The organism is bacterium (assembly GCA_023228325.1).
Taxonomy (GTDB): domain Bacteria; phylum Auribacterota; class UBA6266; order UBA6266; family UBA6266; genus UBA6266.
In genome coordinates this window covers 29,785-43,021 of record JALOBK010000001.1, presented here as the reverse complement: position 1 = coordinate 43,021, position 13,237 = coordinate 29,785, and the positions used below count along the sequence as shown (strand labels likewise).

The 13,237-nt window shown below is 42.3% G+C and carries 11 protein-coding genes; all 11 read left to right on the top strand.

Translation table 11 applies throughout. The features are described 5' to 3' along the window. Positions 1 to 8: 8 nt before the first annotated feature. Genes M0R36_00205 through radA form a run of 11 tightly spaced genes read left to right on the top strand, consistent with a single transcriptional unit; the run spans position 9 to position 13,223 of the window. Positions 9 to 1,247: a lipoprotein-releasing ABC transporter permease subunit gene (locus tag M0R36_00205; protein MCK9554234.1), complete on the top strand. Its 1,239-nt coding sequence runs from the start codon at positions 9 to 11 to the stop codon at positions 1,245 to 1,247. After that, positions 1,240 to 1,914, top strand: coding sequence for an ABC transporter ATP-binding protein (locus M0R36_00200; GenBank protein ID MCK9554233.1), 675 nt, complete (start codon positions 1,240 to 1,242; stop codon positions 1,912 to 1,914). Before M0R36_00205 ends, M0R36_00200 begins: the two co-directional genes overlap by 8 nt. A 47-nt stretch (positions 1,915 to 1,961) precedes the next feature. Beyond that, on the top strand, positions 1,962 to 2,840 hold the full coding sequence (ilvE, locus tag M0R36_00195; protein ID MCK9554232.1) for a branched-chain-amino-acid transaminase: 879 nt from the start codon (positions 1,962 to 1,964) through the stop codon (positions 2,838 to 2,840). A gap of 22 nt (positions 2,841 to 2,862) precedes the next feature. Then, the gene (locus M0R36_00190; GenBank protein MCK9554231.1) at positions 2,863 to 3,366 is read left to right on the top strand and encodes a UvrB/UvrC motif-containing protein; all 504 of its coding nucleotides are present in this window, start codon (positions 2,863 to 2,865) and stop codon (positions 3,364 to 3,366) included. Then, complete coding sequence (locus M0R36_00185) at positions 3,356 to 4,423, top strand: protein arginine kinase (protein ID MCK9554230.1); 1,068 nt, start codon at positions 3,356 to 3,358, stop codon at positions 4,421 to 4,423. Before M0R36_00190 ends, M0R36_00185 begins: the two co-directional genes overlap by 11 nt. Continuing rightward, entirely contained in the window at positions 4,424 to 6,922 is a 2,499-nt protein-coding gene (locus M0R36_00180) for an ATP-dependent Clp protease ATP-binding subunit (protein MCK9554229.1), read from the top strand. Further along, positions 6,919 to 9,357, top strand: a complete 2,439-nt coding sequence (locus tag M0R36_00175; protein MCK9554228.1) for a hypothetical protein — start codon at positions 6,919 to 6,921, stop codon at positions 9,355 to 9,357. The genes M0R36_00180 and M0R36_00175 overlap by 4 nt, the downstream gene beginning before the upstream one ends. Positions 9,358 to 9,367: 10 nt before the next feature. After that, positions 9,368 to 10,150: an ABC transporter permease gene (locus tag M0R36_00170; GenBank protein MCK9554227.1), complete on the top strand. Its 783-nt coding sequence runs from the start codon at positions 9,368 to 9,370 to the stop codon at positions 10,148 to 10,150. Between the two features lie 19 nt (positions 10,151 to 10,169). Then, on the top strand, positions 10,170 to 10,922 hold the full coding sequence (locus tag M0R36_00165) for an ABC transporter ATP-binding protein (protein MCK9554226.1): 753 nt from the start codon (positions 10,170 to 10,172) through the stop codon (positions 10,920 to 10,922). 43 nt (positions 10,923 to 10,965) lie between these two features. Further along, entirely contained in the window at positions 10,966 to 11,877 is a 912-nt protein-coding gene (locus M0R36_00160; protein MCK9554225.1) for an MlaD family protein, read from the top strand. Next, positions 11,877 to 13,223, top strand: a complete 1,347-nt coding sequence (gene radA, locus M0R36_00155; GenBank protein ID MCK9554224.1) for a DNA repair protein RadA — start codon at positions 11,877 to 11,879, stop codon at positions 13,221 to 13,223. The genes M0R36_00160 and radA overlap by 1 nt, the downstream gene beginning before the upstream one ends. Positions 13,224 to 13,237 lie beyond the last annotated feature (14 nt).

Below are 13,237 nucleotides of genomic sequence, written 5' to 3'. Positions count from 1 at the left end.
AGTCTTATATGAAATTGATTCCCTTGTGGCTTGCCTGTAAGTATTTAACGACCAGGAGGAAAGAAAAATTTATTTCCGTTATCACCTTTTTTTCGGTAAGCGGGGTCGCTCTTTCCGTTATGGTTTTGATGGTTGTTATTTCCATAATGTCCGGTTTTGAAAAAGATTTAAAACAGAAGATCATAGGGGTAAATGCCCATATCACCATAGAAAATGACGGTATCCTTGATTTATGCGCCGGAATCATTGCCGAGACCGAAAAAAACCCGTCGGTTACGGGCGCGGCTCCTTTTGTGCAGGGCCAGATTCTTATTGCAATCGATAATTCGATAACAGGGGTACTGGTAAGAGGCATTGATTTCGAAAAGGAAAAAAAAATCTCAAGTCTGCCGGATTTCATAAAAGACCGGGATGTCAATTGGGAACAGGACAGTATTCTTATAGGCAGTGAGTTTTCAAATAAATTCCAGATTTTCAAAGGAGACAGTATCGAAATAGTTCTTCCGATTGAGAATTTCCAGTCCGCGCTTAACGGGATGTCAAACAGGATGGAATTTAAAGTGGCGGGTGTTTTTGAAACCGGAATGTATGAGTATGACGCGAATATGGTTTATATTCCGCTTGAAGCTTCTCAGGAAATTTACGGCCTTGGGGAAGGGGTGCACGGCATAAACGTTAAAGTAGAAGATATTTCGAAAGCGAATAAAATCAAATGGGAATTGAACGGGATTTTAAAAGAGCGGGGATTAACGGCGAGGAGCTGGATGGACAGAAACAAAAGGTTGTTTTCCGCGTTGAAAACCGAGAAAAACGTTATGTTTATTCTCCTTGCCATGGCGATTGCCGTCGCGGCGACGAATATAATAAGCACTTTGATTATGATGGTTATGGAAAAAACCAAAGATATAGGCATATTAAAATCCCTGGGACTTTATAAAACAGATATATTGAGTATATTCCTTTACGAAGGCTTTATTATAGGCCTTACAGGCACTTCCATAGGAGTATTTTTCGGCTGGTTATTTTTGAAATACCTGGATTTCATACAGATATTTGTTGAAAAAATTACGGGGTTCGAAGTTTTTCCCCAGGAAATATATTACTTTGAGAAGATACCGCGCTATATTGACGTTCACGATGTATTTGCTATTGCCGTGTCGGCAATAATCATATCGGTTTTTGCGGCGTTCTATCCCTCATACAGAGCCGCTGAATTGGATGCTGTTGAGGCTTTGCGATATGAATAATATCCTGATTGCAAGGAACATCGAAAAATCTTATAAGCCCGGCGGTAAATTATTAAGGGTCCTGGATAATGTAAGTTTGGAAGTTCCAAAAGGGGAAATACTTTTTATAGTAGGTCCTTCAGGGGCGGGAAAAAGCACATTGCTTCATATAATCGCCGGTATAGATACCCCCGACAAAGGGGATGTAGTAATTAACGGCCTGGATTATCGAAAACTGGGAGGCAGAAAGAGGTCAAAGTTAATAAATTCGGAAATCGGGTTTATATTTCAGTTTTTTTATCTCTTATCCGAGTTCACGGCTGTGGAAAATGTTATGCTGCCGGCCTTGATACGCGGTGAAAACAGGAAAAAATCGCGCGAAAAAGCGTTAACCCTGCTGAAAAATCTGGGTCTTGAAAAAAGAGCTTTTCATAAGCCTTTTCAATTATCGGGCGGCGAACAGCAGAGAGTTGCAATCGCCAGGGCGCTGGTGAATGAGCCCGGCATAGTATTTGCCGATGAACCGACCGGTAACCTTGATAAAGAAACAGGAGGGGAAATAATATCTATAATCAGAAAGTTGACCTTCGAGAGCAGGAAGACATTCGTTATTGCCACACATGACTATAATCTTGTTTCAGAAGGGGATAATATTGTAAAATTAATTGATGGCAGGGTGGTAAAGTAGAATAATATCCGTATTGTCCTGAAAGGAGATTTAAAGTGAAAACCAAGATGTCAAAAGATAAGTCCGCAATATATATAAACGGCAAGTTTTACAGCAGGAGTAATGCAGGAATATCCGTTTTTGACCATGGATTGCTCTATGGGGACGGAGTTTTTGAAGGAATACGTGTTTATAACGGCAGGATTTTTAAGCTTAAAGAGCATATCGACAGGCTTTATGAGTCCGCTAACACGTTAATGCTTAAGATACCCATAAGCAAAAACCAGATGATCGGCGATGTCATCAAGACCGTCGGAAAGAATAACTTATGCACTTATATCCGCCTTGTTATAACCAGAGGCATCGGGACACTCGGGTTAAACCCGTTCCTTTGCCCAAGACCCAGTATAATTATCATTGCCGATAAAATCCAGCTGTATCCGGCGTCTTTCTACAAAAAGGGGTTAAAAGTTATTACCGTTCCTACTCAGAGAAACCGTCCCGAAGCGTTGAATCCCAGAGTAAAGTCGCTCAATTATCTTAACAATATTATGGCTAAAATCGAAGCTGTCAACTCCGGCTTTCATGAAGCCATTATGCTTAATTCATACGGTTTCGTTTCGGAGTGCACAGGAGACAACATTTTTGTAGTCAGAAACGGCGTTCTTTTAACCCCTTCGCTTTACATGGGAGCTCTGGAAGGAGTTACCAGGAACACGGTTATTGAGCTTGCGAGAGAGGATAATATCGAAGTTAAGCAAATTGTCATGTCCAGGCATGATATTTTCAATGCGGATGAATGTTTCCTTACCGGGACCGCCGCCGAGATCGTCCCTGTTGTTGAATGCGATAAAAGGATTATCGGAAATGGAAAGCCCGGTTCCGTTACAAGAAAGTTTATAAGGCTTTATAAAAATCTGACTAACACAACCGGAGTCCATATATAAATTTTGGGGAAAAGCAGAAGTTATGCTTTGCGATGCATGTCATAAGTTTGAAGCTACCATACATTATACCGAGATCGTCGGAGGCAAGGTAATCAAGCTGAATTTATGTGAAGAGTGTTTTAAGAAGAAAGAACTTGTTAATACGCCTTTTAACATCTCCGAACTCCTTGCCGGCTTAACCCAGATAGGGAAAGATGTTTCTGAAAACACGGCGAAGTGCGGGAATTGCGGTATGACTTTTCTGGATTTCAAAAAGAAAGGCAAGTTAGGATGTTCAGAGTGTTACTCTGTTTTCAGGATGCAGCTGCTGCCTTTATTGAAAACGATTCATAAAAGCCCGCATCATATCGGGTTTATAGACCAGTCTGATTTATATATTGATGAGAAAAATGATAAAGTCCGTTTGGAAGCTTTGAAAAAAAAATTGTCAGAGGCCGTTAAGTCCGAGGAATTTGAAGAGGCGGCGTTAATTAGGGATCGGATCAAGGAATTAAGAAAGAAAATTGAAACGAAAGATGGAAATTGAGACCCTTCATAAAAAAATCGGTAGTTGGCTGTCGGGTTCGGGCAATGAGTCCGGTACCGTCCTTTCAAGCCGTATAAGACTGGCAAGAAACCTGGATAAACAACCTTTCTGCCATTGGGCTTCTCCATCTCAGAGAGAAGAAACATATAATATACTGATTGAAGCCCTGAAATCATCGAATTTTTTCGGCAAAGGCATGTTTTTAAGGGTCGATGAGTTATCAAAAATCAACAGGATGCTCCTTGTTGAGAGATATCTTATCAGTTTCGAACATGCCCAGGGTAAGATTTCCAGCGGACTTGCCGTTTCGGAAGGCGAAATCATCAGTTCCATGGTAAATGAGGAAGACCATCTGAGAATACAGGTTTTATATCCATGCCTTCAGCTTCATGAGGCATTCAGCCTTTCCAGGGAATTTGAAAGGGTAATGTCAAAAAAAGTTAAATTTGCGGTAAATAAGGAATTCGGTTTTTTGACTTCCTGTCCAACCAATGTCGGGACAGGGCTTAGGGCATCCGTTATGGTTCATCTGCCGGCTCTGGTTATCGATGAGCAGATAGGACAGATTCTTCAAGCTGTAAATAAACTGGGTTTGGCCGTAAGAGGGACATTTGGGGAAGGGACCCATAGCATAGGCAGTATTTTCCAGATATCGAATCAGGTTACGCTCGGAAAGTCCGAAGAGGAAATCATTATTGATGTTGAAAAAATGGTTAAGGAAATTATCGGATATGAGCAGAAGGCAAGGGAGAAAATCCTTAAAAACAGAAGAATTGAAATCGAAGATAAAATCGGCCGCGCATACGGTGTTTTCTCAAATGCGAAGGTCATATCTTCAAAGGAAACCATAGATCTTCTTTCGATATTGAAACTGGGTGTGGACCTGGGCCTGCTGCATTCAAAAAATATAACTAACGACAGAATAAACGCGTCAAGGATTCAAACCCAGCCGGCTCATTTACAGAAGTTTGCGGGCAGGGAATTGACACATTCCGAGAGAGATGTTTACAGGGCTAAAATTTTAAAAGATATATTTTCGCGAAAGAGAGGTAAATAGATGTTTGATAAATTTACTCCGAGAGCAAGACAGGTGATTATTCTTGCGAGAAAGGAAGCGGATAGATTTAACCATAGTTATATAGGGACGGAACACTTGCTGCTGGGGATAATCAAGTTGGGGGACGGGGTCGCTTTTAGTGTCCTGAGAAGGATGGGAATTGATTTTGAAACGGTAAGGCTGGAAATAGAAAAATCGGTGGGAGCCGGCCCCGAGACAAAAGTCGCGGGAGATGTTCCTTTAACAAGCCGCGCCAAAAAGGTCATAGAACTTGCGGTTGAAGAATCAAATAAATTGAATCATACCTATGTCGGCACCGAGCACCTTCTGCTGGGTTTGATTAAAGAGGGGGAGGGCATAGCAGCGGGTATTTTGACTAAATTGGGGCTGGATCTTCACAAGGTTAAAGAGGAAATACTGCAGGAACTCATGGAGATGGATTACACCCAGGAATCAGAAGGTATCCCCGGGTCATTGCATGAGAAATTGCATGAGAATAAATCATTTGCGGCAAAGAAGTCAGCAAAAACCCCGGCTCTGGATGCTTTCGGCCGCGATCTTACCGAAATGGCAAGAAATGACAAACTCGACCCTGTGATAGGCAGAAAAAATGAAATTGAAAGAGTTATACAGGTATTGTGCAGGCGTACAAAGAATAATCCTGTCCTTATAGGCGAAGCGGGCGTCGGGAAAACCGCTATTGTGGAAGGACTTGCCCATTCTATAGTAAAAAATGAGGTGCCTGAGATATTGATTGACAAAAAACTCGTTACGCTGGACCTTGCCCTGATGATTGCCGGAACAAAGTACCGCGGGCAGTTCGAGGAAAGAATAAAAGCGGTCATGGAGGAAATAAAAACTTCAAAAGATGTGATTTTGTTTATTGATGAATTGCATACTATAGTCGGAGCGGGCGCGGCTGAAGGCGCCATTGACGCGTCGAATATACTTAAGCCGGCTTTAGCCCGGGGAGACGTTCAATGTATCGGCGCTACAACAATGAATGAATACAGGAAATTTATTGAGAAAGACGCTGCTTTGGAAAGGCGTTTTCAGATAATTAAGGTGGAGGAACCGTCAGTTGACGAAACGGTCCAGATATTGGAAGGATTAAAGGATAAGTATGAAAAGCATCACAATGCCCTTATATCGGATGAAGCTCTGATACTGGCCGCGAAGCTGTCGGACAGATATATAGCGGACAGGTTTCTTCCTGACAAAGCAATAGATTTAATAGATGAAGCTTCGGCAAAAGCAAGAATTTCCGCGATGACAACACCGCCGGAATTCAAAGATATGCAGGAATCTCTTAATGATATTGTCAAAAATAAAGAATCTGCGATAAAAAGACAGGCGTTCGAAGATGCCGCTTCCCTCCGCGATAAAGAGAGGACATTACGCGAAGAAATTTCTAAAAAGAGGAGAAAATGGAATGACGAAAACAGGGAAAAAGTAGTTTATATCGGGGGAGAAGAGGTTGCGCAAATGGTTTCGCGCTGGACCGGCATACCCGTTTTCAAATTGGAAGAAGCCGAAACTGAAAAATTGCTCAGGATGGAACAGGAATTACATAAGAGAATAGTAGGGCAGGATGAACCCGTGTCCGCGGTTTCAAAAGCGCTGAGGCGTTCGCGCGCTGACTTGAAGGATCCGAGAAGACCTATAGGGTCCTTCATTTTTCTGGGCCCGACCGGGGTAGGAAAAACGCTGCTTGCAAAAGCCCTTGCCGAATTTTTGTTTGACGACGAGGATGCCCTTATCCAGATTGACATGTCGGAATATATGGAGAAATTCAATGTATCACGCCTTACCGGATCTCCTCCCGGTTATGTGGGTTATGAAGAGGGCGGACAGTTAACGGAAAAGGTCAGAAGAAGACCGTATTCGGTTGTTCTTTTTGATGAGATTGAGAAGGCTCACCCGGATGTTATGCACATCCTTCTGCAGATACTGGAAGAAGGCAAGCTCACGGATAGCTACGGGAGAAAAGTGGATTTTAGGAATACTGTGGTCATAATGACTTCCAATGTAGGGGCTGCTTATATCGAAAAGGCGACAACCGTCGGTTTCCACGCGGGAGACGAAAGTTTCTCATATGAAAAAATGAAGGATAAAATCCTGAGTGAAGTTAAAGCGACATTTAAGCCCGAGTTCCTTAACAGGATAGATGAGATAATAGTTTTCCAGCCCCTGACGAAAGATGACCTTTTCAATATTATTGATCTTGAAATCAGGAGATTAAAAGAAAATCTCGGCAGAAAGGATCTGGAGATCAAAGTCGATGATTCAGCTAAAAAGAATCTTCTGAAAGTCGGATACAAGCCTGCTTTGGGCGCGAGGCCTTTGAAGCGCGCCATACAGAAACACGTCGAAGATACCATAGCGGAAGAAATATTGAGAAAAAAACCGAAAGGCGGAACGGTTTTACGTGTTTTTGCCAAGAATGCGAAGATCAGCATCAGTATTGAGAATAAAAGCAAAAAAAAGAAGCGTAAATGAAAAAAATATTTTTACGCAAAACCGCTTTGTTCATACTTGCCGGATTAATAATCCTTTTTCTGTTTAGAAGTTATTTCCTGAACATGTTCATAAAGCCTGTTCTTGAATGGAGGATTTCGGCCGCTCTTAACCTTGATGTAAGCGTGGACAATATTACAGGAGGGTTGACACAGGGCGTTTGTTTCGAAAACATGAAGATTGAGGGGAGATATAAAAATTATAATATCCTGGTCAAAGCGAAAGATGTTAAGAGCGACATTACGCTGTCAGCGCTTTTTCTGGCGGATAAAGACACAGGACATCTGGTTGAGGTTGATAACCCTGTTGTTTATGTTAAAGAAGCGCTGGATGAGTCTGCGGAGGCAAAACAAAGATTAGGCATATCACCCGAACTTTTTGAAACGGAAATTTTAAATAAAAAAAATATCAGGTTGAGCATCAGCAAAGGGGATGTCGCCGTATTTAACGGCGACGGAAGCCTGAAAGTGAGAACAGTCAACATAACGGGAGAACTTAATTCGGGACCGCAGGATTTATCGGATATTTCCCTTTCAGGAGAATTCGGAACAGGCGGTTCTGATGGGACTGTGTCGGTAAAAAGTAAAATAGATATCAAAGAAAAAGATATAATTACAAATGTTAAAATCAATAAATATCAGCTGTCTTCATCACCCAGGATATTCGATTATTTTGAACTTTCGGCGGGAACACTTGATGCGGAAATAGTATTTTTAAATGATAATGTATCCCGGGCAACATGGCTGTTTAATCAGGTATCCGGCAAGTTCCTGAAAGGCACCGGAAAAATTCATGATTTGTCGGGAAAGGTTGACGTCGATAGGGAAAAATTAATATTTACCGGCGTGGAAGGGTCCATAAGGGACGGCAATTTTACTTTCGGGGGCACTTTGAGCAGGGATGATGTTCCTGTCATCGACGGTATTATGAAAATCGGCGAAGACAGGGCGTATGCTTCCATTGATTTCCGGGGGCCTTTGAATGAATTGTCGATTAAAGGCGGATACGGGACCCGTTCCGGAGATATATTTACCGAAAACATTTCTTTTTCCCTTATTGCTTCAAGCACAAGAATATCCGAAACCGGTTTCAATATATCGGCAAAAGACGGGGAATTTAAACTGAAAGATAAGGATAAAAGCAAAATAAGCGGGAATATTACCGCGGAAGCGGGGCATCTGGTTTTTGACAGGTTGCACATAACCGATAAGATTCTGGTATTCGGGAATGTCTATTACTATGAGGGTCCGAAGTTCAATATCAGCGCGGAGATAAAGGATGCAAAGATTAAAGACATAAGAAAATTCATGAAAACCGATATCGGAAAAAATTGGATTGATGACATGCCGATTTCAGGGACATTTTTGATGGAAGGCGACATTCAAGACTGGACTTTGAAGGCCAAAACCTTTATGGAATCAAAATTTGATAAGGTTAAGATGGAAGGCGCGTTTAAAGGCGACGGCAGAAAAGTTATTATAGAAAAAATGACAATAGGCGACAAGCTGGAGATCGCGGGGTATTTCGGATTGAAGCCTGATGACAGGTTTAAAATAGATTTTTTGTCCGAGCCCGCCACATGCGCCGAATATAAGCTGCTTCTTGATTCGAAGAACAGGACATTGTTTGATGAATATACAATTGAAGGAACCGGCACTCTCCGCGGGGAATACGGCAATTGGTCGTTGGAGAGCAGGTATATCTTAAGATTAGGCTCCGGCCGTATCAATGTGGATCTGAATATAGATGAGGGAAAACTGGGCGCGGTATTTGAGTTTGAAAATACTAAAATACATTCTCTTCCGGTAAAAACGCAGATCGAATTGACAGGGGACCTGAATTTTGATAAGAGCACGAGAGATTTTTATGTGGAGAACCTTGAGCTTAAATCAACTTTTTTAAGTATAGGCACTTTAATATTTGACGATATTGTCGGAAAGGGTAGAATTAATGAAAGAAGGGTAAGCATAGATTCTTTACTTATAGATAAATATATAAACGCAAAAGGATATTTTGATTTTAATATCCCGGCGAAGTTGGATTTTGTGTTTGAATGCGACGATTTTCAACTGGCGTATCTGAAAAAGCTGGAGATGGAGCCGTCCGGCGCAAGATATGGAGGCTTAATAAGCGGGTATCTTCAGGTGAAGGGAAATCCGTCATATATATATACGACCGGCAAGTTAAAAATTAAAGACGGCTATTCGGGAAACATGAAAATCGATGATGTGTATATCACCCTTGACGGGGCGGGACCTATTATTGATTTGCCGAATTCCAAAGCGGTCATAGACAGCAGAGATACGAAAGTAGTCGGGTTTATCGATCTTAACGAGGAAAATATTTTTAATAATGTCGATTTTGAACTTCCTGATAAAATCATGAATTGGTATAACAGGGATGTCCATATAAATTAAGAAGGTTTTTATGAAAACGTTGTTTCTGTCACTGGTTGGTATGTTCGGCAGGAGAATTTTAGGCATTATTAAACAATTGGGCGAAGCGGCGCTGATGTTTGTCGAGACAATATGGTGCATGTTTACTACGCCTCCGAGAAGGGAAATCATTCTTGCCCAGATGAAAGAAATAGGGATAAAATCCCTCCCTGTTGTATTGCTGACAGGTATTTTTACCGGGATGGTTCTGGCGGTTCAGTCATATTATCAATTGCACAAGATATCCATGGATACGTCGATCGGTATCCTGGTCGGATTGTCAATGACCAATGAACTGGGTCCGGTCCTGACGGGGCTTATGGTCGCCGGCAGAGTCGGGGCTTCTATGGCCGCCGAACTCGGCACAATGAAGGTTACGGAACAGATAGATGCGTTGAAAAGCCTGGCAAGCAACCCTATTAAATATCTTGTTGTCCCGCGGTTTCTTGCATGTGTATTGCTGGTTCCTATGCTGACTGTTTATTCCATTTTTGTCGGCATAGTGGGAGGATACCTGATAGGCGTTAAGTTTATGGGGATAAACGGGACATTTTTTATGAAAAACATGCTTGATTATACGGATAATTTCGATTTGGCAAACGGAATAATAAAATCTTTTTTCTTTGCGATAATAGTGGCCCTGACAGGGTGTTATAAGGGCTTTTCGGCCACTGAAGGGGCCGAGGGAGTGGGAAAAGCGACGACACAGGCTGTAGTTGTCGCATGCATCTCCATATTGATTTCCGATTTCTTTTTATCGATTATTCTGTTCTGATGATAAAGGAGATGGCGGTGTGATTAAAATAGTTGACGTCCATAAAAATTTTGCCGGGCAGGAAGTCCTGAAAGGGATAAACCTGGATGTTAAAAAAGGCGAAACGATCGTGATAATAGGGCGCAGCGGGTGCGGTAAAAGCGTTTTGCTTAAACATCTCATCGGCATTTTAAAACCTGACAGCGGAGATCTTTTCTTTAACGAGGTCAATATATCGCGTTTAAGGGAACAGGATCTTGTCGAACACAGAAAAAGATTCGGGATGTTGTTCCAGGCCGCCGCCCTTTTTGATTCTATGACAGTTAAGGAAAATGTCGCTTTCGGGCTGCGTGAACATATGGAGATGTCCGAAGAACAGATAAACAGGCTTGTTAAGGAAAAGTTAGCGTTGGTGGGGCTTTACGGCATAGAGGAAAAAAAGCCGGCGGAACTCAGCGGCGGCATGAGAAAAAGAGTCGGGCTTGCCCGGGCTTTTGCGATGGATCCTGAAATTATTTTATATGACGAACCCACCACCGGCCTTGACCCTATAACTTCGGATGTCATCAATGATTTAATAGTAAAATTAAAACACGAATTTAATGTCACATCATTTGCGGTAACTCATGACATGAAGAGCGCTTATAAAATAGCCGACAGGATTGCCATGCTTTATGACGGGCACATTATAGAGAGCGGGACACCCGGGGAAATACAGAATACTTCAAATCCCGTTGTCAGGCAGTTTATATCCGGGAGCTCACAGGGACCTATTACCGAGAAAGACCTGTAAATTATGGATAGATAATCAATTATTAATAAACGGAGATGAGATAATGCAAGATAACAGATTAGAATTCAAAGTGGGATTATTTGTTCTTATTGGTTTATTGGTATTGGCTTTTATGATATTGAAATTGGGCAATAAAGAATTTAAAGAGACTTACAGGGTCATAGGTGTTTTTGATTTTACCGGAGGGGTTATTAAAGGGGCTCCGGTGAGATGCTCGGGCGTTGAGATGGGAAAAGTCGTAGACCTGGTCCTGAAAACCGAGAACCTGACAGAGGGGGAAACTTCCCATGTTGAGGTGGTTATGGAGGTTGCGCAGGGCGTTATTCTAAGGGAGGATGCCAGGGTGTCCATACAGTCTTACGGCATACTTGGCGAAAAACACATTGAATTCACCCCTGTAAGCCAGACGGCAAGGATATTAAAACCGAATGATAAAATCATAGGCATAAACCCTGTTATGTTTGATGATCTGGCTAAAGAGGGACAGAAAATATTCAAGTCGATTAACAATGCCGCAAACGGGATCGAGAAACTTCTTACCGATCAGAATGTTAAAAACCTTTCAGATACGTTCTCGAACACAAAAAATCTCACCATGGAAATGAGGCAATTCATCTGCAGATTGGATTCTCTTTTGGAGAATAACGAACAAAACATCACGAAAATGATAGAGGGATTCAAGGCTGACGCCGAAAAACTGGAAAACAGCATTGATAACCTGAATGACATCCTTGTCTCTATAAAAGAAGGAAACGGCACGGCGGGCAAACTTGTAGTGGATGCCGAATTATATAATGAGCTTACAGGACTGATAAAAGATTTGAGAGAACACGGGTTGTTCTATAAGGCGGGAAAATCCGATAAATCAAGACGGACAAAATCCTCTTCTGAAAAAGATGATTATCCCGATACAAATGAACTCGGTGAAGGTATAAATAGGGGATTTATCAGATAATGGTGAAAAGTGCTTCCGGATACATATGCCAGGTTTGCGGTTTTTCGAGTTTTAACTGGTTTGGAAGGTGTCCTCAATGTCAGGAATGGGGTACGCTCGCAGAAGAAGAAATTTCGTTTTCCGAAACTGCTATGGAAAAAACCAGGGATATTATTCCGCAAAGCCTTAAAGGAGGGGAAACAGAAGAATATAAGCGTATTACCACGGGAATCCGTGAGCTCGACAGGACACTGGGAGGCGGAGCGGTAAAAGGATCGGTTGTGCTTTTGGGAGGGGATCCCGGCATAGGAAAATCTACGCTGCTTCTGCAAACAGCCGGATTGGCTTCGCAAAAAAATGTGAAATGTCTCTATATCTGCGGAGAAGAATCAATTGCCCAAACCCGTTTGAGAGCGGAAAGAATAAACGCTTTATCCGACGGGGTAGAACTTATTTCCGAGACGTCGCTTGAGCCGATTATAAAATGCATAGCAAAGCACAGGCCCCAATTGGTTGTTGTGGATTCCATACAGGTCCTTTACAGCAATGCCCTGACATCCGCTCCGGGCACCGTTGGTCAGGTAAGATATTGTTCCAGCCAGCTGGTAAGGCTTGCGAAAGTAAATAATATAGTGTTCTTTATTGTCGGACATATAACAAAAAGCGGCATGATAGCAGGCCCTAAAGTTGTAGAGCATTTGGTTGATACGGTATTGTATTTTGAAGGGGGAAGGCAGCACGCCTACAGGATCGTGAGAGCTGTTAAAAACAGGTTCGGTTCAACGGATGAGATCGCGATTTTTAACATGACCGAAAAAGGTCTGCTTGAAATCGAAAATCCATCGGAGTTATTTATATCGGAAAGAAGACCGGATATCTCAGGATCTGTCGTTGTGTCGTGTATGGAAGGTTCCCGGCCTATTTTGATAGAAATCCAGGCTCTGGTCAGCCCTTCTTACGGCGTTCCTAAAAGAAGAGCCACGGGCTTTGATGTAAACAGGTTAATGCTTCTGATAGCCGTGCTTGAGAAGAGATGCGGCTTTTTGTTCAACTCGCAGGATGTTTTTATAAACATCGCCGGCGGTGTAAAAATTAATGAAACAGCCGCCGATCTGGCGGTTTGCCTTGCGCTGGTTTCGGCTTTAAAAGATATTCCGGTCAAACAGGAGAGTATTTTTATCGGTGAAGTGGGGCTTGGAGGCGAAGTCCGAAGTGTAACAAATCCAAAAAGAAGATTGAGCGAATCTGTCAGGCTTGGGTTTAGAACCGCATTTGTTCCGGCCGGCAACAGCAGCGATGTTTCGATAAAAGGCATTGAAACGGTAAAAGTTAAGTCTATTCAGGATGTAATCGACAAGTTGTTTTAGAAATGAAGGGGGTA